The sequence below is a fragment of the Variovorax sp. WS11 genome, from assembly GCF_010499245.1.
GTDB lineage: Bacteria > Pseudomonadota > Gammaproteobacteria > Burkholderiales > Burkholderiaceae_C > Variovorax.
Map to the genome: position 1 here is coordinate 3,793,415 of NZ_JAAGOW010000001.1, position 21,578 is coordinate 3,814,992.

Sequence of the window (21,578 nt, forward strand, 5' to 3'; positions counted from 1 at the left end):
TCCGCTGCGGCGCGCCACTGTGGCGGTCGTCGCTTCGCGCCGACTTCCCTGCGGTGCTCGCGTCGCCGGCCTGCCGCAGAACTCACTCCGTTCACTTCGTTCACTACGTTCAAACAGCTGCGGCAAGTCAGACAACGAAGCACGCCTGTCCTTCGGCAGGCGTGCGGCCGGCGACGCTCCGCTCCTCGGCGCCACAGAGGCGCGCCGCAGCGGACCCACGGGCACCTTTGCCGGATACGTTGTGCCGGTTTCCCCGAACATCCAAACACCCCAGAACGCTGGGTGTGTGAGGCCGGGGCCGGGGTCCGGGTCGGACTTCAGATCAACCCCACCGTCTCCTCCGCGGAAGGTGGTCTGCGGGCCGGGCGATTTCTGGGGCGGCGAGCACCGCAGCGGAGTCGGCGCGAAGCGACGACCGCCCCAGTATGAGCCCGGACCGTAGACCGCCTTCCGCGGCGCGCAGAGCTTGCGTCACCGCCGCTAGCGCACCCGCACGGCTTCGTCAGGCCCCGTGCATCAACGCCCGGCGGTAACGGTCGATCACGCCGAAGCAGGCAACCGCTCCAGCAGCTTGTCCAGCGTGATCGGATAGTCGCGCACCCGCACGCCGGTGGCGTTGTAGATCGCATTCGCCACCGCCGCACCCACGCCGCAGATCCCCAGCTCCCCCACGCCCTTGGCCTTCATCGGCGAGGAGATGGGGTCGGTCTCGTCGAGGAAGACCACCTCCTGGTGCGGGATGTCGGCATGCACCGGCACCTCGTAGCCGGCGAGGTCGTGGTTCACGAAGAAGCCCCGGCGCTTGTCGACGGCGAGTTCCTCCATCAGCGCCGCGCCCACGCCCATCGTCATCGCGCCGATCACCTGGCTGCGCGCCGACTTCGGGTTGAGGATGCGGCCCGCGGCGCACACCGCGAGCATGCGCCGCACGCGAATCTCGCCGGTCAGGGCATCCACGCCGACTTCGACGAAGTGCGCGCCGAAGGTCGACTGCTGGTACTTCTTGCCGAGGTCGCCGAACTCGATGGCGTCCTCGGCCACGAGCTCGCCGCTGCGCGCCGCTTCCGCGAGCGAGACCGAGCGGTTCCCGGCACGCACCATGCCGTCCGAGAAGCTGGCATCGCCCGGCGCAAGACCGAGCTTCTGCGCGATGGCCTCGCGCAGCTTGACGCAGGCCGCATAGACGCCGGCAGTCGAGCTGTTGGCGCCCCACTGGCCGCCCGAGCCCGCCGAAACCGGGAAGCTCGAATCGCCCAGCCGCACCACGACCCGCTCCAGCGGCACACCCATCATCTCGGCCGCGGTCTGGGCAATGATCGTGTAGCTGCCGGTGCCGATGTCCGTCATGTCCGTTTCGACAGTGACGATGCCGCGGCGGTCGAGGCGCACGCGGGCGGCGGACTTCGTGACCTGGTTGTTGCGGAAGGCCGCCGCGGCACCCATGCCGACCAGCCAGCGCCCCTCGCGCACCCGGCCCGGTTGCGCCTCGCGGCGGTTCCAGCCGAAGCGCTCGGCGCCGAGGCGCAGGCATTCGACGAGCCGGCGCTGGGAGAACGCGCGCTCGGGCTTCTCCGGATCGACCTGCGTGTCGTTGAGCACGCGGAATTCAACCGGGTCGAGGCCGAGCTTCTCGGCCATCTCGTCCATTGCGATCTCCAGGGCCATCATGCCCGGCGCTTCGCCGGGTGCGCGCATCGCGTTGCCTTCGGACATGTCGAGCACCGCCAGCCGCGTGGCCGTAAGGCGGTGTGCACCGGCATAGAGCAGCCGCGTCTGGGCGACGGCCATCTCCGGCTTGCCGCCCGGCAGGTCGCCGGACCAGCTCTCGTGGCCGATGGCGGTGATCCTGCCGTCGCGGCCGGCACCGATGCGGATGCGCTGGAGCGTCGCCGGCCGGTGGACGGTGTTGTTGAACATCAAGGGGCGGGCGAGCGCGACCTTCACCGGCCGCCCGGCCGCCCGTGCGCCGAGCGCCGCGAGCACCACGTCGGCGCGCACGAACAACTTGCCGCCGAAGCCGCCGCCGATGAAGCGCGAGACCAGGCGAACCTGGCTCTTCGGAATGCCCAGCGTCTTGGCAAGGTCGCCGGTGCTCCAGTCGATCATCTGGTTCGAGGTCCAGACCGTCAGCCGGTCGCCTTCCCACGCCGCGATGCTGGCGTGCGGCTCCATCATCGCGTGTGCCTGGTCGGGCGTGCTGTAGCTTGCATCGAGCTGGACCGGCGCCGCAGCGAAGCTGCCGGCGAAGTCGCCGACGCGGGTGTCGGGTATGCGGCTTCCCCGGGGCACGGAGGCCGTGTCCTTCGCCCCGGCGAGGTCGAAGACGCCCGGCGAGGCGGCGTACTCCACGCGCAGCAGCTGGGCGGCCGCGCGCGCCTGCTCGAAGCTTTCGGCCACCACCAGCGCAACGGCCTGGTGGTAGTGGTCGACCCCGGGGCCGGCGAGCAGCTTGGCCGTGTTGAAGTTGCCCTTGCCCAGCGTGCCGGCGTTGTCGGCGGTAACGATCGCGAGCACGCCGGGCGCCGCGCGCGCGGCGCTCAGGTCCATCGAGGCGATGCGGCCCTTGGCGATGCCGGAACCGACGACGAAACCGTAGGCAGCTCCCGGCACTTCGTCGTGATGCTCGTAGGCATAGCGCGCGCGCCCGGTGGTCTTGAGCGGTCCGTCGATGCGGTCGGTCGGCTTGCCGACGACCTTCAGCTGGTCGATCGGATTGGTGGTGGCGGGGGTGTCGAACTTCATGATCAGGCCTTTGCTTGCATCAGAACCGCCTGGAGCGTGCGCTCCGCCAACTGCACCTTGAAGGCGTTGTCCGGCGTCGGCCGCGCGCCCTCGAGCAGGCGCGCCGTCACGGCCTTGGCGCCCCTCGGCATGTCGGCCTCCGCCGCCTCCACGCGCCAGGGCTTGTGCGCCACGCCGCCGAGCGCGACATGGCCCGATCCGTGCCGCTGCACGATCGCGGCCACCGAGACCAGCGCGAAGGCGTAGGAGGCGCGGTCGCGCACCTTGCGATAGAGCTGCGTGCCGCCGGCCGGCTTCGGCAGGCTCACCGCCGTGATCAGCTCGCCGCGTTCGAGCGCCGTCTCGAGCTGCGGCGTATTGCCGGGCAGCTTGTGGAAGTCGACGATCGGGATCCGGCGCATCTGCCCGTCGGGCCGCACGGTCTCGACCATGGCGTCGAGCACGCGCATCGCCACCGCCATGTCGCTCGGGTGCGTCGCGATGCAGTCGGTGCTCGAGCCGATCACCGCGTGCTGCCGGCTCACGCCGCCGATCGCGCTGCAGCCGGTGCCCGGCTGGCGCTTGTTGCACGGCTGGTTCGTGTCGTAGAAGTAGGGGCAGCGCGTGCGCTGCAGCAGGTTGCCGGCCGTGGTCGCCCGGTTGCGCAGCTGGCCCGAGGCGCCGGCCAGCAAGGCGCGCGAGAGCACGCCGTAGTCGCGGCGCACGCGCAGGTCCGCGGCCAGGTCGGTGTTGCGCACCAGCGCGCCGATGCGCAGGCCGCCGTCGGCCGCCGGCTCGATCTTGTCGAGCGCGAGGCCGTTCACATCCACCAGGTGCGTCGGGGTCTCGATCTGCAGCTTCATCAGGTCGAGCAGGTTGGTGCCGCCGGCGATGAAGCGGGCGCCCGGGTTGCGCGCGACGGCCGCGGCGGCTTCGGCCGGGGTGCGGGCGCGTTCGTAGGTGAAGGGGATCATGCCTTGCCTCCTGCGACCTCGGTGATCGCGTCGACGATGTTGGAGTACGCGCCGCAGCGGCAGATGTTGCCGCTCATGCGCTCGCGCAGCTCGTCGGCCGACAGCAGGGGACGGGCCGTCAGGTCGGCGCTGGCGTGGCTCGGGATGCCCAGGCGGATCTCGTCGAGCACGGCGACCGCCGAGCAGATCTGCCCGGGCGTGCAGTAGCCGCACTGGTAGCCGTCGTGCTTCACGAAGGCGGCCTGCATGGGGTGCATGCGATCCGTGCTGCCCAGGCCCTCGATCGTCGTCACGCTCGCGCCGTCGTGCATCACGGCCAGCGTCAGGCAGGAATTGAGCCGCCGCCCGTCGACGATCACGGTGCAGGCGCCGCACTGGCCGTGGTCGCAGCCCTTCTTGGTGCCGGTCAGGTGCAGGTGTTCGCGCAGGGTGTCGAGCAGGGTGGTGCGCGTGTCGAGCTCGAGCCGGTGCGTTTTGCCGTTCACCTTCAGGGCGACTCGGGCCGTCGGTATCGAGCCCGCGGCGGCCGGTGCCGCGGGCGGCCTGGCCTGCGCGGTGGCGGCCGAAGGGACCGCGACCGCCGTCGCCGAAGCCGCGCCGGCGGCCAGCAGCTCGCGTCGCGACATCGGGGCGCAGCAGGAGCGGTTCTTGTCGTCTTGTTGTTCCATGTGGGTCACCTCATCGTGGGATGTGTGGGTTGCCTGAATGGCCGTGAGGATCGTCCGGCGCCGAATGCGGCCGGAGCGCGTGCCTTCGTCCAACGTTCCGGTCGGAAAACCCCTACCTGCGGGCGAACGGGACCAGGACGGACTCCTCCGACTCTAGGTCGCACATTGGCATCGAACTAGGCGACATTTCCTTGAAGCATCGGCAAGCTGCGCTTGATAATCCCATCGCCCCAGGAGAACCCGAAGTGCCGATCAACGAGCTGCGTTCCATCACCACCTTCGCCAAGACCGCCGAGCTGGGCAGCCTGCGGCAGGCCGCTGCCGCGCAGGGCATCACGCCGCAGGCGGCGAGCCAGGCGCTGGCGCAGCTGGAGCAGCACCTCGGCATCCGCCTGTTCCACCGCACCACGCGCAACATGTCGCTCACCGACGAGGGGCAGCAGTTCCTCGAGGCGGCCGAGCCGGCCTTGGCCGGCCTTCAGCGCGCCATGCACATGGCGCGCCGCGCGAAGGACGAGATCGCCGGGCCGCTGCGCATCGTCGGCCCTCGGTCGACCTTCCTGCCGGTGCTGTGGGCCGTCCTGGAGGGCTTTTGCGGCGAGCATCCGGACGTGCAGCCCGACGTGCAGCTGGACGATCGCATCGGCAACTGGGTGGAAGACCGCGTCGACGTGGGCTTTCGCATCGGCCTGTCGCCGGCCGAAGGCGTGGTGGCGCGTCGCCTGTTCCCGCTGCAGTTGATCATCTGCGCTGCCCCGGAGTACCTGCGGCGCCATGGCGCGCCAGACAACCTCAACCAGCTCGCGTCACACCGCTGCAGCGTCTTTCGCTATCCCGTCAGCGGGAAGCTGATGCCGTGGCGCGTCAAGGTCGGCGAGAGCCCGGTCCTGTACGAGGTCGTGCCCGCGCTTTGCACCAACGAAGAGGAGGTGGAGACCCGCGCCGTGCTGGCCGGGCAGGTGCTGGGCCTGCTCACCGGCATCACCGCGGCGCCGCACATCCGTTCGGGCCGGCTGGTGCCCTTGCTGACGCCGCATGTGTCCGACCACTCCAGCGTGTTCGTCTATTACGGAAGCCGGCCGGCCCAGCCGGCCCGTGCGCGCGCTTTCATCGAGCATGCGGTGAGTCGGCTGGTGGACAACAAGGACTTCGTGCTGTCGGCCAAGGAGTTGACGGCGGCGGAGGCGAAGGGGCGCAAGGCGCTTCGGCGGAATTGAAGGGCGCCCTCCGCACCCCTGCGCGATCAAGGCCAATCAGGGCGCCAGGCGGATGTTCGCGTCCTTGATGATCCTCGCGTAGATCGCCGCATCCGTCCGCACCACCTTCTGGAACTCTTCCGGCTTGCCACCCCCCACCTGCAGCCCCAGCGCCTCGATCTTGGCCGTGACCTCCGGCAGGCGCAGGATGCGGTCGATCTCGTCCGACAGCTTCTGCACCACCGGCGCCGGCGTCGCTGCCGGCAGGAACACGCCGAACCAGCCGTAGGGATCGAAGGACTGGTAGCCCAGCTCGGCGAAGGTGGGCACGTCCGGCAGCCCGGGCATGCGCTGTGTGCCGGTCACCGCCAGCGGACGCATGGACTTGAGATGCGGCCGGGCGCTGGCACTGTCGATGAAGGCCGACGCCAGCTGCCCGCCGACCAGGTTGGTGACCAGCGGCGCGGCGCCCTGGAAGGGCACGTGCACCAGGTCGATGCCGGCCTGCATGTTCAGCAGCGCGCCCTGGATGTGCGAGGAGGTGCCGGCGCCGTAGCTGCCGAAGTTGTACTTGCCGGGACTGGCCTTCACCATCGCGATGAAGCCCTTCAGATCCTTCGCGGGTGAGTCGAGCGGCACCGCCAGCATGCTCGGGCTGCGCGCGATCATGGTGACGGGCACCAGGTCCTTCAGCGGATCGTAGGGCAGCTTCTCCATCAGCGACTGCTGCTGGATCAGCGCCGTGATGCCGATCAGCACCGTGTGGCCGTCGGCCGGCGCCTTGGCGACGAAGCCGTTGCCGATGGTGCCGCCGGCGCCGGGCCGGTTCTCCACCAGCGCGGGCTGGCCCCAGGCTTCCTGCAGCTTCTGCCCGATCGTGCGCGCCAGGGTGTCGGTGGCGCCGCCGGCGGGGTAGGGCACGATCAGCTTCAGCGGCTGGCTGGGGTAGGGGCCTTGCGCCGCGGCCGGTGCGGCGAGCAGCGCCGCCAGGCCGGCGGCCACGCAGAGCCTGCGCATCATCGATGTCTTCTTCACGGGCTTGTCTCCTCTTGATGGTGGGAAAAACTCAACGCATCGCTTCGCGCACCAGATTGCGGGCGATGACGATCTGCTGAATCTGCGTCGTGCCCTCGTACAGCCGGAACAGGCGCACGTCACGATAGAAGCGCTCGATGCCGTAGTCGGCGATGTAGCCCGCGCCGCCGAAGATCTGCACCGCGCGGTCCGCCACGCGGCCGCACATCTCGGAGGCGAACAGCTTGCAGCACGATGCTTCCGTCGACACCTCGCGGCCCTCGTCGCGCCGGCGCGCCGCATCGATCACCATGCAGCGGGCGGCGTAGATCTCCGCCTGGCTGTCGGCCAGCATCGCCTGCACCAGCTGGAACTCGGCGATGGGCTGGCCGAACTGCCTGCGCTCCACCGCGTAGTTCAGCGCGTCGCGCAGCATGCGCTCGGCCGCGCCGACGCAGATGGCGGCGATGTGGATGCGGCCCTTCTCCAGCACCTTCATCGCCGTCTTGAAGCCCTGGCCCTCGCGGCCGCCGATCAGCTGTGCAGCGGGCACCTTGCAGTTCTCGAAGATCACATCCGCCGTGTGGGCGCCGCGCTGGCCCATCTTGCGGTCCTTCTTGCCGATGGTGATGCCCGGCGTGTCGGCCTCCACGATAAAGGCCGAGACGCCGCTGGCGCCCTTGTCCTCGGGGTCGGTGCGCGCCATCAGCGTGAAGATGCCGGCATGCGGTGCGTTGGTGATGAAGCGCTTGGTGCCGTTGACGATGTAGTGATCGCCCTCGCGGATAGCAGTCGTGCGCAGCGAGGCCGCGTCGGAGCCGGCCTCGGGCTCGGTCAGGGCGAAGGAGGCGATCAATTCGCCCGTCGCGAGCCGCGGCAGGTACTTCTTCTTCTGCGCTTCGGTGCCGTCGAAGAGGATGCCCTGCGAGCCGATGCCCACCGTGGTGCCGAAGAGCGAACGGAAGCAGGGCGAGGTCTGGCCCATGGCCAGCATCACCATCACCTCTTCTTCCATCGTCACGCCCAGGCCACCGTAGGCCTCGGGCACGGTCAGGCCGAAGAGGCCCAGTTCCTTCATCCCGCGCACGATGTCGTCGGGGATCTCGTCGGTCTCGGCCACCTGTGCTTCGGCGGGCACCAGCCGCTCGCGCACGAAGCGGTTGACGGCGTCGAGCAGGGCTTCGAGGGTTTCGGGGTCGCGGATCATGGTCGATTCCTCAAAGGGCGTCGGCGGTGCCGAGAATGGCGGTGGCCTGGCTGGACAGCATGCCGCCGTTGCCATGCGCGATGGCGGTGTGCGCGTTCTTCACCTGCCGCTCGCCGCAGTCGCCGCGCAGCTGCCGCACGGCCTCGATGAGCGCGAAGATGCCGTACATGCCGGGATGCACGCACGAGAGTCCGCCGCCGTTGGTGTTGACCGGCAAGCGCCCGCCGGGCGCGATGGCGCCGTCGGCCACGAAACGGCCGGCCTCGCCCTTCGGGCAGAAGCCCAGGTCTTCCAGGAAGAGCAGCGTGTTGATGGTGAAGGCGTCGTAGAGCTGCACCACGTCGATGTCCTTGGGCGTCAGCCCCGCCATCGCGAAGGCCTCGCGTCCCGACTGGCTGGCCGCCGTGACGGTGAGATCCTTCATCGACGAGATCTGCCGGTTCCACACCGCCGTCCCATTGCCCAGCACATAGACCGGCTTCTTCGGCAGGTCCCGCGCGCGCTCGGCGCTCACCAGCACGTACGCGCCGCCGCCGTCGGTGACCAGGCAGCAGTCGCGCACGGTCAGCGGGTCCGACACCATGCGGGAGGCCAGCACCTGCTCGCGCGTGAGCGCCTCGCGCATGAAGGCTTCCGGGTTGAGCCGGGCCCACGCACGCGCGGCCACGGCCACGTCGGCGAGCTGCTCGCGCGTGGTGCCGAACTCGTGCATGTGGCGCGAGGCGGCCAGCGCGTAGGCCGACACCGGTAGCATCGGCTCGTAGGGATGCTCGTAGGGCTGCGGGTCGAGAAAGCGGCGCGCCGCCACGATCTCGCGCCGGCCGAAGGCGGCGCTGCGCTGCGCGCTGCCGTAGCAGACGAGCACCGCGCTGCACTGGCCGGAACGAATGGCGTGCATCGCGGGCAGAAGGTGCGCGATGAAGCTGCTGCCGCCCAGCATGGTGCCGTCGATGTAGCGCGGGTTGAGGCCCAGGTACTCGACCACCGGCAGGGCCCACATCGCGGCGGAGGCGCTGGCGGTGCACAGGCCGTCGATGTCGTGCATCGTCAGCCCTGCGTCGGCCACGGCGGCGTGCGCCGAGCGCGCCAGCAGTTCCATGTCGGTGAAGCCGGGCGTCTCGCCGCAGCCGAAGGTGGCAACGCCGGCGATCGCGGCGCTGCCGCGCAGATCCTTCAGTCCGCTGCTCATCGGGTGCCTCCTTCGATGGCATCGAAGAGCACCAGCCCCCGGCCGTCCTTCACCTGCACCCGCGCCTGCACGCGCTGCCCGATGCGCACCGCATCGGGCGCCAGGTTGTCCACGCGGCTCATGAGCCGCACGCCTTCATCGAGATCGATCAGGCTGACGTTGAGATCGCCTCCGTCGGCGGGCTTGCGCCGCACGGTCGTCACGGCATGCACGGTGCCGAGGCCGTTGAAGCTTTTCCACTCCAGCGCGGTGCTGCCGCAGTGCGGGCAGCCCTCGCGCGGGTAGTACACGTGGCGGCTGCACGCGCCGCAGCACTGCAGCAGGAGGCGGCCGGCGTCCAGCTCGCGCTGGTGAAAGGTCTGCACGCCGGTGGCGCCTTCCTCGATGGTTTGCGTCGTCATGGGCGTCCTCAGATCGGGTCCCAGCTGAACACGTCGCCGGAACGCTCGAGCTCGTAGAAGCTCGCCTTCAAGGCGGGCAGCGCATGGCTGGCCACGGTCTGTGGGCTCCAGCCCTCGCTGCGGTGCACCGAGCGCACCGGCCGCGGCTGGCTCATCAGGAAGATCTCGTTGTTGCGCACCGCGAAGATCTGGCCGTTGACGTCCTTCGCGGCATCGCTGGCCAGGCACACGGCCAGCGGCGCGATCTTGGCGGGCGTCATTTGCTTCAGGCGGTCGACGCGCGCCTGCTCCTCGGGCGTCTCGGTCGGGATGGAGCCGATCATCCGGCTCCAGGCAAAGGGCGAGATGCAGTTGGAGCGCACGTTGAACTTCTGCATGTCGAGCGCGATGGACTTGGACAGCGCGGCAACGCCGAGCTTCGCGGCGCTGTAGTTGGCCTGGCCGAAATTGCCGATCAGGCCGGAGGTGGAGGTCATGTGCACGAAGCAGCCGCTTTCCTGCTCCTTGAAGTGCGGGGCGGCGGCGCGGCTCACATAGAAGCTGCCGTAGAGATGCACCTTGATGACCGCATCCCACTCCTCCGCGCTCATCTTGTGAAAGAAGCGGTCGCGCAGGATGCCGGCGTTGTTGACCACGACGTCGATGCGGCCGAAGGCCTCCACGGCCGTGCCGACGATGCGTGCCGCGCCCGCCTGTTCCGACACGCTGTCGGTGCTGGCCACGGCCTGCCCGCCGAAGGCCTCGATCTCGCGGACCACGGCCTGCGCCGGGCCTTCGTCCTTGCCTTCGCCGCCGACCGAGGCGCCGATGTCGTTGACCACCACCTTCGCGCCTTCGCGCGCCATGGCCAGCGCCATGTCGCGGCCGATGCCGCCGCCGGCACCGGTGACGACGACCACCTTGTTCTCCACCATCCTGCTCATGTCTTTCACTCCTTGTCCGTGCGCGCCGGCCACTGGAAGGCCGGCGGCTCCTTGTCGAAGAACCGCTGCAGCGCCTTGCGATGCAGCGTGGTCTGGAAGCACAGCGCCTGGCCGTCGGCCTCGGCCGCGAAGGCGGCTTCCATGGCGCCCGCGTCGAGCGCGATGCGCTTGACCAGGCCCACGGCCAGCGGCGAGGCGCCGGCAAAGCTGTCCGCCAGCGCCAGCGCCCGCGGCAGCAGCGCGGCCTGCTCGTGCTGCTCCATGGCAATGCCGAGCGCCAGTGCCTCCGCCGCGTCCACCTCCCTGGCCGAGAGGAACAGCTCGCGGGCGCGCTGCGCGCCGACGATGCGCGGCAGCGTGTAGGTGGCGCCGCAGTCCGGGATGACCCCGACCCGCATGAAGACCATGCAGAAGCGGGCACGCGGCGTCACCAGCACGAAGTCCGCCGCCAGCGCCAGGCTGAAGCCGGCACCGTAGGCCGCACCGTCCACCGCGGCGATGACGGGGCGGTCCAGGGACAGCAGCTCGCGGAAGATCGCGTTCGCGCTCTGCATGCGGGCGCGCAAGCCGTCGCTTTCGAGCGTGCCGGCGGCGGCAATGCCGCGCAGGTCGCCGCCCGCGCAGAAGGCGCCGTTGGCGCCGGTGATCACCACCGCGCGCACGCCGCTGTCCGACTTGACCCGTGCGATGGCGGCCGCCAGGCCCTCCTTCAGGTCGGGGGTGAGCGAGTTGCGGGTGGCAGGGTCGTCGAGGGTCACGACGGCCGTGGTGCCGCGGCGTTCGTAGTGAACGGGGCTGGTTTCGCTCATTCGGATTCCTTCCTTGCCGCGGCGCGATGCTGCTCCTGCAGCTCGCGCCAGAGGATCTTGCCGGTGCCCGACTTGGGCAGGGCATCCATGAATTCCACGAAGCGGGGCGCCTTGTAGACCGCCATGCGGCCGCGCGCCCAATCGACGATGTCCTGGGCCTGAACTTCGCCGCGGAAGCCGGGCTTGAGGGAGACGATCGCCTTCACCGCCTCGCCCTGCCTCGTGTCGGGCACGCCGATGATGCAGGCCTCGTGGATGGCCGGGTGCTCGTACAGCATGTTCTCCACCTCGGCCGGCCAGACCTTGTAGCCCGAGGTGTTGAGCATCCGCTTGAGGCGGTCGCGCATGAAGAAGTAGCCTTCCTCGTCCATGTAGGCGAGGTCGCCGGTACGGAAGAAGCGCTTGCCCTCCAGCTCGAAGAAGGCTTCGCGGTCGGCCTGCGGGTTGCGCCAGTAGCCCACGGTGTTCTGCGGCGCGTGGGTGACCAGCTCGCCCACCTCGCCCTGCGCAAGCTCCTGCAGCGTCTGCGGGTCCACGATGCGGGTGTCCACCCCCTGGGCCGGGATGCCCAGGCACTGGCGCTTGCCGCGCGCAAGCGGATTGGCCTGCAGGAATGAGGCGGTCTCCGTCAGGCCGTAGCCCTCGTTGTAGGTGATGCCCCAGCGCTGCTGCATCATCGCCGCCACCGCTTCCGGCATCGCCGCCGCGCCGCCGGAGAGCAGGGTCAGGCTGGAGATGTCGCGTTGGGCCACCTCGGGCTCCGCGAAGAAGTCCAGGATCATTGCCGGCGGGGCCGTCCACGCGGTCACGCGGTGGCGCTCGATGAGGCGCGCTGCAACGGCCGGATTCCAGCGCGGCAGCATCACCGAGGTGCCGCCCAGGAAGATCGGCATGTTCATGCCGTTCTGCAGCCCGAGCATGTGGAACAGCGGCGCGACCGCAAGCACCACCGTCTCGCAATGCAGGCCCTTCCAGACGTGCGAGGCCGCCAGCGAGGCGATCACCGTCTGGTGCGTGTGCATGCAGCCCTTGGGGTGGCCGGTGGTGCCGGAGGTGTAGGGAAGGATGGCGAGGTCTGCGGGGCGAACTTCCGCATCGATGCCGTCGCAGGCTGCCGGCACCTTGTCCCAGCCCGTGCAGTCCGCGCGCGAGATCGGACGCAGCGGCGCAAGCACCCAATCCGGGATCTCGTCGGTGCCGTTGTCCCCCACCGCCTCGCTGTAGGCATGCACGACGATGCGATCGAACAGGCCCGCCTCGAAGTGCTCCAGCAGCTCCTGCGCCACGAAGGCGATGCGCGCGCCGCTGTTCTCGGCGTAGTAGCGCACCTCCTGGGCCTTGCTCATGGGGTTGACCGGCACCACCACGCCACCCGCGCGCAGGATCGCGTAGCAGGCGATCACGAACTGCGGGCAGTTCTGGCTCGCCACCAGCACGCGGTCGCCGCGCTGCAGCACGAGCGTGTCGCGCAGCCAGGCGGACATTGCGGCCACGCGGCGCTGGAGCTCGCCATAGCGGACCACGCTGCCGCAGTAGACGATCGCGGCTTTGTCCGGATAGCGCCGCGCCGCGAGCTCGAGGACTTCCGGCAGCGTCGCCTGCGGCACGACCAGCTCGCGCGCAACGCCCTTGGGCCAGAAGCGGAAATGCGGACGTTCGCCCTCGGCCATCATCATTGCTTCTCCATGGCCCGGGCGATGATTTCCTTCATCACCTCGTTGGCGCCGCCGTAGATGCGGCCGACGCGCACGTCGGCGTAGAGCCGCGCGATCGGGTACTCGTTCATGAAGCCGTAGCCGCCGTGCAGCTGCAGGCATTCGTCGACGATGCGGCAGCAGGCGTCGGTGGTCCACCACTTGGCCATGGCGGCGGTCGGCACGTCGAGCTCGCCGCGCATCAGGCGCGCGATGCAGTCGTCCACGAAGGCGCGCGCCACCTGCGCCTGCGTCTCGCACTCGGCCAGCTTGAAGCGGGTGTTCTGCATCTTCAGCAGCGGCTGGCCGAACACCTGGCGGTCTCGCACGTACTCGAGCGTGTCGTCGATCGCGCGCTGCATGCTCGCCACGGTGCCGACGGCGATCAGCATGCGCTCGCGCGGCAGCTGGTTCATGAGCTGCGCGAAGCCGCCGCCTTCCTCGCCGCCCAGCAGGTTCTCTGCGGGCACGCGCACGTCGTCGAAGAAGAGCTCGGTGGTGTCCAGCGTCTTCTGGCCCATCTTGTCCAGCAGCGGCCCCCGGCGAAAGCCCGCCGTGCCTTCGGCCTCCACCATCAGCAGCGAAATCCCCTTGGCACCGCCTGCCGCGTCCGTCTTCGCGGCGACGCAGACCAGCCCGGCGTGCATGCCGTTGGTGATGAAGGTCTTGCTGCCGCTGATGCGCCACTGCTCGCCATCGCGCCGCGCCTGGGTCTTGATGCGCTGCAGGTCGGTGCCGGCGCCGGGCTCGGTCATCGCGATGGCCGCCACCAGCTCGCCGGTGGCCATGCGCGGCAGCCAGCGGCGCTTCTGTTCTTCGGTGCCGTAGGCCAGCAGGTAGTGGGCGACGATGCCGCTGTGCACGTTGTTGCTGAAGCCCTGCGCCATGGCGCGCATCTGCTCCTCGCAGATCACCGCCTCGTGCAGGAAGCTGCCGCCGCCGCCGCCGTATTCCTCGGGGATGCTGGCGCACAGCAGGCCGGCCTGGCCCGCCTTCGTCCAGATGTCGCGGTCGGCGTGCTGCTGCGCGCGCCAGCGCATCTCGTGGGGAACGCATTCGCGCTCGAAGAAGCGGCGCGCGCTGTCGCGCAGCATCTGCAGCTCCTCGGTCATCCACGGCCGGCTGGCGTTCACGGGCGGCCGCCTCCGCAGACCAGCACCTGTCCGCTGACGTAGTTCGACTCGGGGATGCAGAACATGTACACGGCCCCGGCCGCTTCTTCCGGCGTGCCGCCGCGGCCCAGCGGGATCAGCGCCTCGGCGTTCTTCAGGATCTGCGGGTTGACGCCCACCTTGATCTGCCGGCCCTCGATGTCGATGCTGGCGCCGGCGCTGGCATCCGCTTCGGTCAGCCGGGTCTTGATCAGCCCGAAGGCGACGCTGTTGACGTTGACCTTGTAGCGCCCCCATTCCTTGGCCATCGCCTTCGTCAGGCCGTTGATGCCGGCCTTGGCCGCCGCGTAGTTGGCCTGGCCGGCGTTGCCGTAGACGCCGGAGGTGGAGGAGATGTTGACCACCTTGCGGAACACTTCACGGCCTTCGTCGGCCTCGCGCTTGGCCGCGTCGCGGATGAAGTTGGAAGCCGCGCGCAGGATGCGGAAGGGTGCCGTGAGGTGCACGGCGAGCATGGCCTCCCACTGCTCGTCGCTCATCTTCTGCACCACGCTGTCCCAGGTGTAGCCGGCGTTGTTGACGATGATGTCCAGGCCGCCGTAAGCATCGACAGCCGTTTGCACGAAGCGGTCGGCAAAGCCGCTGTCCGTCACGCTGCCGGCGCAGGCGATGGCGCTGCCGCCCGCGGCCACGATCTCGGCAACGGTCTGTGCGGCCGGTTCGGCGTCGAGGTCGTTGATGACGACGCGGGCCCCTTCGCTCGCCAGCTTGAGCGCGATCTCGCGCCCGATGCCGCGGCCGGAGCCGGAGACGATGGCGACCTTGTTGTCGAGTTTGCGGTTCATGGGTGTCTTTCCTTGTCCTGTGTCAGTGCCAGGCGACGATTGCCTCGCCGCTCAGCTTGGTGATGCCGTCCTGGTTGGCCGTCGCGATCTGCAGCCGCACGCAGCGCTGGCCCTCGTGCTCGAACTTCTCGTGGACCTTGCCCGTGCAGGTGATGCGCTCGCCCACGTGGGTGATGGCGGCGAAGCGAATGTCCAGCGAACGGATCGAAGACTGGGGAACCCAGTTCGTCAGCAGCCGGCCCAGCCAGGCGGCCGACAACATGCCGTGCGCGAACACGTCGGGCATGCCGGCGGATTGGGCGAAGTCCGTGTCCACGTGGATGGGGTTGTGGTCGCCGGAGGCGCCGCAGTACAGCGCCAGTGCGAGGCGGGTGATGGGCGGCAGTTCCAGCGGGGGGAGGGTGTCGCCTTGCTCTAGGGCGTCCCAGTTTGGAAGGGCAGATATCGTCATTGCGTAAGGCCTTTGAGTTGAGTGCGGGGGCGGGCCGAGGGCGGCGGGTGGCCAACTCCGCTCATGTCCCCCGCAGCGGGCTGCGCCCGCTGCTCCTCCTTTACTTCGCTGCGTTGGCCATCCACCACCCTCGGCCTGGACGCGCCGCGCGCTCTCGGGCACTGAGCACTCCCGGCGCTCGAAGGATCGGGACGGTGGGGCGTGCTGCGCAGTGAGGTAAAGGAGGAGGCGGCCGCAGGCCGACGGGGGACACGAACGGAGCAGCATGCCCCGCCGGCCCGATCCCGCCCCAGCCGCCAAGCATTTCTGAACCCCGCTGGGATCGAAGCCATATCAGCCATTGCGCACCACCGTCACGCAACGCAGCTCCGCCACCAGCTCATCGCGCTGATTGCTCACACGCGTCTGCCGCACCACGAACTCGAGCGCGCCGCCCTTCTTGTCGTAGATGTCCGCGATGCGCTGCTCGTAGCGCAGCGTGTCGCCCGCATACGCCATTGCGTGGTACGTGAAGCCCTGCTCGCCATGCAGCAGCGTGCGGTAGTCCATGCCCAGCAGCTCGCGGATCGCCGCCGGGTTGGGCGCTTCCATCTCCAGGCAGAAGAGAAAGATGGGCGGCACCGGCAGGCCCGGATGCCCCGCGTCGCGCGCCGCGGCTTCGTCGATGTAGACCGGGTCGGTCTGCCCGGTGGCCTTGGCGAAGAAGCGCAGGCGGCCCGCCTCCACCGGCACCTGGAAAGGCGGCAGCGTGTGGCCGATGTGGCGGCGATCGATCATCGCTGGCTCTGGTAGAGCGTGACGACGCAGGCGCCGCCGAGCCCCAGGTTGTGCTGCAACGCAAGCCGTGCTCCCTCGACTTGGCGCTGCTCGGCCTGCCCGCGCAGTTGCCACACCAGCTCCGCGCATTGGGCCAGGCCGGTGGCGCCTAGCGGATGGCCTTTGGAGAGCAGGCCACCGGAGGGGTTGGTCACCACCCGGCCGCCATAAGTGTTCTCGCCCTCGACGATGAAGCGCTCCGCCGTGCCCTCGGGCGTGAGGCCCAGCGCCTCGTAGGTGATCAGTTCGTTGGCGGTGAAGCAGTCGTGCAGCTCCACCACGTCGAGCTCCTCGGGGCCGATACCGGCGGCTTCGTACACCTGCTTCGCCGCGGCGGCGGTCATGTCGTAGCCCACCAGCTTGCGCATGTCCCCGCTCTCGAAAGTGGAGGGCGTGTCGGTGGTCATCGCCTGCGCAGCGATCACGACGCGCATGTCCAGGTCATGCTTCTTCGCGAACTCGGCCGAGCACACGATCGCCGCGGCCGCACCGCAGGTCGGCGGGCAGCACTGGAAGCGCGTGAGCGGATCGAACACCAGCGGCGCGGCCATCACTTCGTCCAGCGTCAGCGTCTGGCGGAACACCGCCAGCGGGTTGCGCGCCGCATGCTGGCGCGCCTTCACCGAGATGCGGCCGAAGGTGTCGCGGCGGATGCCGTGCTGCGCCATGTAGTCGCGGCCGGCGCCGCCGAAGAACTGCGCGGCGCGCGGCGCTTCGGGGACGAAGCCCTGCTTCTGCGTCATCACCTCCGCGAAGCGCCCCATCGGCGAGGGCCGGTCGTCGTACGCGCCCTTCAGCGCGCCGGGCTGCATCTGCTCGAAGCCCAGCGCGATCGCGCATTCGACCACGCCGCTCTCGACCGCCTGGCGCGCGAGGAACAGCGCGCTGGAGCCGGTCGAGCAGTTGTTGTTGAGGTTGAAGACCGGGATGCCCGTGAGGCCGACGCCGTAGATCGCCGCCTGCCCGGCCGTGGAGTCGCCGTAGACGTAGCCCACGTAGGCTTGCTGCACGAGCGCGTAGTCCACGCCGGCATCGTCGAGCGCGAGCTTCGCCGCGCGCGCACCCATCACGGTGTACGGGTCGCTCGCGCCGGGCTTGGTGAAGGGGATCATGCCCACGCCGACCACATGGACGGGGCGCTGTTGAAGTGTCATGGAAGCTCCTGGATGAGACGTGTGACGATGAAGAGAAGTCTCGGCTGCCGCGCGGGGTTCAACAATCGCGGATCGGTCCAAAACGATTGGCCGAAATGCTCACGCCGGATCGCGGTAGCGGAAGGTGCCCATGGCGCGCGCCGCCACCTCGCCGCCGGCGTCGATGATGGTGGCCTCACAGAAGCACACCGAACGCCCGCCGCCCGTGGCGCACCCTTGCGCCTGCAGACGTCCGCTGGTGGGCCGCATGAAGGCGATGTGCATGTCGACGGTGACGACCTCGCGCGCGTAGGCCACGCGCGAAAGCGCGGCATGCGCCATCGCACTGTCGAGCAAAGTCATCAACACGCCGCCGTGGCCGCTGTCGTGGTTGTTCAGGAGCTCGGGGCGCAGTTCCACCGACACCAGCGATTCGCCGCCCTCGGCGCGTTCGACCCGCAGGCCCAGGTGCTCCGAGAAGGGCACGTAGCGCTGCGGGCCGCTGCGCGGCTTGTCGCTTTCCTCCCGCTGCGTGCTTGCCAGGTGAAGGCTCATGCCGTCTCCCGCTTCGACGCGGCCGCCGCCGCCGTGAAGTCGCGCGGCCCGGTCAAGGCCAGCCCGCCATCCACGGGAATCACCGCGCCGGTGATGTACGAGCCCCAGTCGCTGGCCAGCAGCATCGCCATGCGGCTGATGTCCTCGATGCGGCCGAGGCGCTTGAGCGGCACGCGCTGCGCCATCGCCTTCATCGTGTCCTCGGTCGGCGCGAGGCGCTTCAGCCCCTCGGTGTCGGCGATCGGGCCGGGCACGATGGAGTTGATGCGAATGCCCCGCGGCCCCCATTCCAGCGCCAGCACCTGCGTCAGCATGTCGACGCCCGCCTTCGCCGCGCACACGTGCGCCTGAAAGGGTGTGGGGATGAAGGCCTGCCCGGCCGAGATCTGGATCACGCAGGCGCCGGGTTGGCGCAGGTGCGCATGCGCCAGCCGCGCCACGTTGAAGCTGCCCAGCAGGTCGATGTCGACCACCGTCTTGAAGGCGTTGGGCGACATGTCGAGCGCGCTGGCCAGGAAGTTGCCCGCGGCGCCCGAGACCAGCACGTCGATGGGGCCGAAGCGTTCCGCGGCCTGCGCGAAGGCGCGTTCCAGCGCCTCGGGCTGGCGCACGTCGGCGGGGATGCCGAGCGCCTCGGTGCCCAGCGCTTCGAGCTGCTGCGCGGCGCTGGCCACCTTGTCGGCCGAGCGGCTGAGCACCGTGACGCGCGCACCGGCACGGGCGAAGGCCTGCGCGATGCCGAAGTTGATGCCGCTGGAGCCGCCGGCGGCGAACACATGATGGCCCTGGAAGTCGAAGGCAGAGAAGTCCATGAGCGTCACTCCGGCTTGAAGCCGATCTCGGCCAGCATCTTCCGCTCGCGCTCGAACTGCGCACGGGCGTAGTCGGCATAGCTCTCGCCGGTCATCAGCTTGGGTTGCATGTCGAACAGCTCCAGCTGCTGGAGGTAGGCCGGGTCTGCCGCAGCCTTGCTGAAGGCCGCGTGCAGCCTGGCGGCGATCTTCGGATCGAGGTTCTTCGGCGCGACCAGCCCCACCGGCGACTCGATCACCAGGTCATGACCCAGCTCCTTCACGGTCGGCGCGTCGTAGCGCTTCAGGCGCTCCGCGGTGAAGGTGGCGAGCACGCGCACCTTGCCGCCCTGGACCTGGGGCCCGAAGCCGGGGTCGCCGTAGACGTCGAGGTGGCGCCCGATCACCGCCTGGAAAGCTTCGCTGCCGCCCTTGTAGGGCACCAGGTTGAAGGAGGTGCCTGCCTGCCTGGCGAGCCGCTCGGCGTAGATGCGGTTGATGCTGATCGCACCGACGTTGCCCCAGCTGATCGCGCCGGGGCGCTTCCTGGCGTCGGCCAGCAGCTCGGGCAGCGACTTCCAGGGCGCGTCGGTGGCCACCACGATGCCGGTGGTGAGGCCGGCCAGCCCGATCAGGTAGGTGAAGTCCTTGAGCGGATCCCAGGTCACCTTCTGCACCAGCGGCGCGCGGATCACCGAGTTGTGCATCACCGCGATCGTGTAGCCGTCGGCCTCGTTCATGGTCGCCAGCGATGCGGTGCCGGTGACGCCGCCCGCGCCCGGCTTGTGCATCAGCACGATGGGCTGGCCCAGGTCCTTCGAGGCGGCCTCGGCCAGCGTGCGGAAGATCGGGTCGAAGGAGCCGCCCGGCGGAAATGGCAGCACGAGCTGGATCGGCTTGCTCGGGTAGGGGTCGGCGGCCTGCGCCAGCGGCGCGGCCAGCGCGCAGGCGGCCAATGCGGCCAGGGCCGCGCGGCGATGCATCTTCATCATGGTGTCGTCTCCTGAGTGTTGGAAGCAGCCTGCGGCAGCGGCAGGTAGCGGAAGGATCCCTGGGCCTGCGCGACCAGGCGGCCGGTGGCATCGGTGACGGCGGCGCGGCACCAGGCGACGCTGTCGTCGTGGTGCAGCACCTCGCCGTCGGCGCTGAGCCGGCCGCGGCCCGGTTCGAGGAAGCTGGTGTTGAGGTCGAGCGTGACGGCGGTGCGCGCGAAGTCGAACACCGACACGGCCGCGCTGGCCATCACCACGTCGAGCAGCGTGACCAGCACGCCGCCATGCACCGCGCCGATCACGTTGCCGAGCTCCGGCCGCTCGTCGATCACGACGCGCGCACGGCCCGCTTCGGCGAATTCGCGACGCGCGTCCAGGAGCCGCATGAAGGGCACGCGACTGAAGACGTTGCGTCGGTCTCCGCCGGCGACCGGCAGAATAAGTGGAGTACCTTCGCCTGCGGCTACGGTGCTATTCGCCTTCGGAGCGGCCGTGCGTCTCATGCCCGCACCTGCTCGCGCAGCACGTTCTTCAGCACCTTGCCGGCGGCCGACATCGGCAGCTCGCGCACGAAGCTGATGCCGCGCGGGCACTTGTAGCCGGCCAGGCGCTCGCGGCACCAGGCGCGCAGCGCGTCGGCATCGGCGGCGGCATCGTCGGCCATCACCACCGCGGCGTGCACCGCCTCGCCCCAGCGCGCATCCGGCACGCCGACGACCGCCGCCAGCCTGACCTGCGGATGGCTGCGCAGCGCGGCCTCGACCTCGGCGCAGTACACGTTCTCGCCGCCGCTGATGATCATGTCCTTGAGGCGGTCGACGATGAAGAGATGCCCGTCGGGCAGCATGCGGCCGGCGTCGCCGGTGTGCAGCCAGCCGTCGTGCAGCGCGGCGGCCGTCGCTTCGGGATTGCGCCAGTAGCCCTGCATGACCATCGGCCCGCGCGCCAGCACTTCGCCCACCTCGCCGCGCGGCAGCTCGCGGCCGTGCTCGTCCGCGACGATGATCTCGGCGCCCAGGCCGGCGCGGCCGACGGAGTTCAGCCGGCCGAGCGCGCGCGCCTCGGGCCGGTGGTTGGCCGGCAGGTTGATGCATACCGCGCCTGCGGTCTCGGTGAGGCCGTAGGCCTGGAAGAACTCGGCCTGCGGCCAGGCGGCCAGCGCGCGGTCCAGCAGGTCAGGCGGCATTGGCGCCGCACCGAAGGCGATGCGTGTCAGGCTCTGCACGCGCCCGGGCGTGAAGGCGGGGTCGTCGAGCAGCGACTGCAGCATGCTCGGCACCACGATGATGTCGCCGATGCGGTGCTCCTCGACCGCGTCGATCACCGAGGCGGGGCGGAACTGCGCCATCGTCACGCAGCTGCCGCCGACGATCAGCTGGCCCACCAGGCGGCCGAGGCCGGCGACGTGGAACAGCGGGGCGACCAGCAGCGAGACCGAATCCGGGGCGTTGTTCAGCTCGGCGCCGCGGGTCATCGAGGCGGTCCAGAAGTTGGCGTGGCTCAGCATCACGCCCTTGGAGCGGCCGGTGGTGCCGCCGGTGTAGAGGATGGCGGCGAGCGCGTCGCCGCCGGTGCGCGTGTCGGGCAAGGGCGCGAGCGTGCTGCCTTCTTCTTCCAGCGTGGGCAGGCGAAGCAGCGTGGTTTTGCCGGCCGGTGCGATCGCGGCCAGCGCATCGTCGGCGAGCAGCAGCGAGGCTTCGCTGTCCTGCAGCGCGTAGGCGAGCTCGGGCGTGCTCCAGCGGATGTTCAGCGGGCAGGCGACGGCACCCAGCCACCAGCAGGCGAGGATGGCACTGACCAGCTGGTCGCTGTTGGGCGCGAGCAGCGCCACGCGGTCGCCGGGGCCGATGCCGCGGCGTGCCAGCGCGGCCGCCTGCCGGGCGACGCCGCTCGCCAGTTGGGCATGCGTATGGCGGCGCGTGCCGGTGTCGGCGACATGGGTGAGCGCCGTCTGGTCGGGCTTGCGCTGCAGTGCGCGATGCAGTCCTTGGGTGAGATACACGATGGGGCCGCGGGCTTGTGGAAGATGGGGCAAAGCTTAGGTCGCGTTGCGGCGCGGACCCATGGCAGGAAGCGCCAAAGGGCTT

21 protein-coding genes are annotated in these 21,578 nt (G+C 69.8%); 1 reads left to right on the forward strand and 20 read right to left on the reverse strand.

Annotated elements, in window-relative coordinates:
* Positions 1-540 precede the first annotated feature (540 nt).
* From paoC to paoA, 3 genes are read right to left on the reverse strand one after another with little or no spacing between them, the layout of a single operon-like run.
* Entirely contained in the window at positions 541-2,742 is a 2,202-nt protein-coding gene (gene paoC, locus GXN78_RS18610) for an aldehyde oxidoreductase molybdenum-binding subunit PaoC (RefSeq protein ID WP_106554819.1), read from the reverse strand.
* A 2-nt stretch (positions 2,743-2,744) separates the two neighbouring features.
* Positions 2,745-3,695 (reverse strand): xanthine dehydrogenase family protein subunit M, encoded by a 951-nt coding sequence (locus GXN78_RS18615; protein ID WP_106554818.1) that lies wholly within the window; start codon positions 3,693-3,695, stop codon positions 2,745-2,747.
* A complete protein-coding gene (gene paoA / locus GXN78_RS18620; protein WP_239142763.1) occupies positions 3,692-4,363 on the reverse strand; it encodes an aldehyde dehydrogenase iron-sulfur subunit PaoA in 672 nt (223 codons plus the stop codon). The genes GXN78_RS18615 and paoA overlap by 4 nt, the downstream gene beginning before the upstream one ends.
* 245 nt (positions 4,364-4,608) lie before the next feature.
* Between paoA and GXN78_RS18625 the strand changes: the two genes are divergently transcribed.
* Positions 4,609-5,580: a LysR family transcriptional regulator gene (locus tag GXN78_RS18625; protein WP_106554817.1), complete on the forward strand. Its 972-nt coding sequence runs from the start codon at positions 4,609-4,611 to the stop codon at positions 5,578-5,580.
* 36 nt (positions 5,581-5,616) lie between these two features.
* Here the strand turns inward: GXN78_RS18625 and GXN78_RS18630 are convergent, their stop codons facing one another.
* From GXN78_RS18630 to GXN78_RS18710, 17 genes are all read right to left on the reverse strand, one after another.
* Positions 5,617-6,594 carry a tripartite tricarboxylate transporter substrate binding protein gene (locus GXN78_RS18630; protein WP_106554816.1) on the reverse strand — a complete coding sequence of 326 codons (978 nt, stop codon included), beginning with the start codon at positions 6,592-6,594 and terminating at the stop codon, positions 5,617-5,619.
* Positions 6,595-6,625: 31 nt separating this feature from the next.
* A complete protein-coding gene (locus tag GXN78_RS18635; RefSeq protein ID WP_106554815.1) occupies positions 6,626-7,780 on the reverse strand; it encodes an acyl-CoA dehydrogenase family protein in 1,155 nt (384 codons plus the stop codon).
* Positions 7,781-7,790: 10 nt separating this feature from the next.
* Entirely contained in the window at positions 7,791-8,969 is a 1,179-nt protein-coding gene (locus tag GXN78_RS18640; RefSeq protein ID WP_106554814.1) for a thiolase, read from the reverse strand.
* Positions 8,966-9,370 carry an OB-fold domain-containing protein gene (locus tag GXN78_RS18645; RefSeq protein ID WP_106554813.1) on the reverse strand — a complete coding sequence of 135 codons (405 nt, stop codon included), beginning with the start codon at positions 9,368-9,370 and terminating at the stop codon, positions 8,966-8,968. The genes GXN78_RS18640 and GXN78_RS18645 overlap by 4 nt, the downstream gene beginning before the upstream one ends.
* A gap of 8 nt (positions 9,371-9,378) precedes the next feature.
* A complete protein-coding gene (locus tag GXN78_RS18650) occupies positions 9,379-10,284 on the reverse strand; it encodes an SDR family NAD(P)-dependent oxidoreductase (RefSeq protein ID WP_106554948.1) in 906 nt (301 codons plus the stop codon).
* Between the two features lie 14 nt (positions 10,285-10,298).
* Positions 10,299-11,102 (reverse strand): enoyl-CoA hydratase/isomerase family protein, encoded by an 804-nt coding sequence (locus GXN78_RS18655; RefSeq protein ID WP_106554812.1) that lies wholly within the window; start codon positions 11,100-11,102, stop codon positions 10,299-10,301.
* Positions 11,099-12,778 (reverse strand): long-chain-fatty-acid--CoA ligase, encoded by a 1,680-nt coding sequence (locus GXN78_RS18660; RefSeq protein ID WP_239142764.1) that lies wholly within the window; start codon positions 12,776-12,778, stop codon positions 11,099-11,101. Before GXN78_RS18660 ends, GXN78_RS18655 begins: the two co-directional genes overlap by 4 nt.
* Positions 12,775-13,908: an acyl-CoA dehydrogenase family protein gene (locus GXN78_RS18665; protein WP_106554811.1), complete on the reverse strand. Its 1,134-nt coding sequence runs from the start codon at positions 13,906-13,908 to the stop codon at positions 12,775-12,777. Before GXN78_RS18665 ends, GXN78_RS18660 begins: the two co-directional genes overlap by 4 nt.
* A gap of 17 nt (positions 13,909-13,925) precedes the next feature.
* Positions 13,926-14,753, reverse strand: a complete 828-nt coding sequence (locus tag GXN78_RS18670) for an SDR family NAD(P)-dependent oxidoreductase (RefSeq protein ID WP_106554810.1) — start codon at positions 14,751-14,753, stop codon at positions 13,926-13,928.
* A 22-nt stretch (positions 14,754-14,775) separates the two neighbouring features.
* Entirely contained in the window at positions 14,776-15,204 is a 429-nt protein-coding gene (locus GXN78_RS18675; RefSeq protein ID WP_106554809.1) for a MaoC family dehydratase, read from the reverse strand.
* Positions 15,205-15,537: 333 nt separating this feature from the next.
* On the reverse strand, positions 15,538-15,981 hold the full coding sequence (locus GXN78_RS18680) for a MaoC family dehydratase N-terminal domain-containing protein (protein WP_106554808.1): 444 nt from the start codon (positions 15,979-15,981) through the stop codon (positions 15,538-15,540).
* A complete protein-coding gene (locus tag GXN78_RS18685; RefSeq protein ID WP_106554807.1) occupies positions 15,978-17,174 on the reverse strand; it encodes a lipid-transfer protein in 1,197 nt (398 codons plus the stop codon). Before GXN78_RS18685 ends, GXN78_RS18680 begins: the two co-directional genes overlap by 4 nt.
* Before the next feature lie 99 nt (positions 17,175-17,273).
* Complete coding sequence (locus GXN78_RS18690) at positions 17,274-17,708, reverse strand: PaaI family thioesterase (protein ID WP_106554806.1); 435 nt, start codon at positions 17,706-17,708, stop codon at positions 17,274-17,276.
* Positions 17,705-18,520, reverse strand: coding sequence for an SDR family oxidoreductase (locus tag GXN78_RS18695; RefSeq protein ID WP_106554805.1), 816 nt, complete (start codon positions 18,518-18,520; stop codon positions 17,705-17,707). Before GXN78_RS18695 ends, GXN78_RS18690 begins: the two co-directional genes overlap by 4 nt.
* A gap of 5 nt (positions 18,521-18,525) precedes the next feature.
* Positions 18,526-19,491: a tripartite tricarboxylate transporter substrate binding protein gene (locus GXN78_RS18700; RefSeq protein ID WP_106554804.1), complete on the reverse strand. Its 966-nt coding sequence runs from the start codon at positions 19,489-19,491 to the stop codon at positions 18,526-18,528.
* Positions 19,488-19,886 (reverse strand): PaaI family thioesterase, encoded by a 399-nt coding sequence (locus GXN78_RS18705; RefSeq protein WP_258186952.1) that lies wholly within the window; start codon positions 19,884-19,886, stop codon positions 19,488-19,490. Before GXN78_RS18705 ends, GXN78_RS18700 begins: the two co-directional genes overlap by 4 nt.
* A 104-nt stretch (positions 19,887-19,990) precedes the next feature.
* A complete protein-coding gene (locus GXN78_RS18710) occupies positions 19,991-21,493 on the reverse strand; it encodes an AMP-binding protein (protein ID WP_106554803.1) in 1,503 nt (500 codons plus the stop codon).
* Positions 21,494-21,578 lie beyond the last annotated feature (85 nt).

What these genes read in the sequence shown, in the direction of transcription:
- paoC (WP_106554819.1), bottom strand. Translation starts at nt 2,742, where the DNA reads ATGAAGTTCGACACCCCCGCCACCACCAATCCGATCGACCAGCTGAAG.
- GXN78_RS18695 (WP_106554805.1), bottom strand. Translation starts at nt 18,520, where the DNA reads ATGGACTTCTCTGCCTTCGACTTCCAGGGCCATCATGTGTTCGCCGCC.
- GXN78_RS18655 (WP_106554812.1), bottom strand. Translation starts at nt 11,102, where the DNA reads ATGAGCGAAACCAGCCCCGTTCACTACGAACGCCGCGGCACCACGGCC.
- GXN78_RS18615 (WP_106554818.1), bottom strand. Translation starts at nt 3,695, where the DNA reads ATGATCCCCTTCACCTACGAACGCGCCCGCACCCCGGCCGAAGCCGCC.
- GXN78_RS18660 (WP_239142764.1), bottom strand. Translation starts at nt 12,778, where the DNA reads ATGATGATGGCCGAGGGCGAACGTCCGCATTTCCGCTTCTGGCCCAAG.
- GXN78_RS18650 (WP_106554948.1), bottom strand. Translation starts at nt 10,284, where the DNA reads ATGGTGGAGAACAAGGTGGTCGTCGTCACCGGTGCCGGCGGCGGCATC.
- GXN78_RS18685 (WP_106554807.1), bottom strand. Translation starts at nt 17,174, where the DNA reads ATGACACTTCAACAGCGCCCCGTCCATGTGGTCGGCGTGGGCATGATC.
- GXN78_RS18690 (WP_106554806.1), bottom strand. Translation starts at nt 17,708, where the DNA reads ATGAGCCTTCACCTGGCAAGCACGCAGCGGGAGGAAAGCGACAAGCCG.
- GXN78_RS18635 (WP_106554815.1), bottom strand. Translation starts at nt 7,780, where the DNA reads ATGATCCGCGACCCCGAAACCCTCGAAGCCCTGCTCGACGCCGTCAAC.
- GXN78_RS18700 (WP_106554804.1), bottom strand. Translation starts at nt 19,491, where the DNA reads ATGATGAAGATGCATCGCCGCGCGGCCCTGGCCGCATTGGCCGCCTGC.
- GXN78_RS18665 (WP_106554811.1), bottom strand. Translation starts at nt 13,908, where the DNA reads ATGACCGAGGAGCTGCAGATGCTGCGCGACAGCGCGCGCCGCTTCTTC.
- GXN78_RS18640 (WP_106554814.1), bottom strand. Translation starts at nt 8,969, where the DNA reads ATGAGCAGCGGACTGAAGGATCTGCGCGGCAGCGCCGCGATCGCCGGC.
- GXN78_RS18670 (WP_106554810.1), bottom strand. Translation starts at nt 14,753, where the DNA reads ATGAACCGCAAACTCGACAACAAGGTCGCCATCGTCTCCGGCTCCGGC.
- GXN78_RS18680 (WP_106554808.1), bottom strand. Translation starts at nt 15,981, where the DNA reads ATGATCGATCGCCGCCACATCGGCCACACGCTGCCGCCTTTCCAGGTG.
- GXN78_RS18675 (WP_106554809.1), bottom strand. Translation starts at nt 15,204, where the DNA reads ATGACGATATCTGCCCTTCCAAACTGGGACGCCCTAGAGCAAGGCGAC.
- GXN78_RS18645 (WP_106554813.1), bottom strand. Translation starts at nt 9,370, where the DNA reads ATGACGACGCAAACCATCGAGGAAGGCGCCACCGGCGTGCAGACCTTT.
- paoA (WP_239142763.1), bottom strand. Translation starts at nt 4,363, where the DNA reads ATGGAACAACAAGACGACAAGAACCGCTCCTGCTGCGCCCCGATGTCG.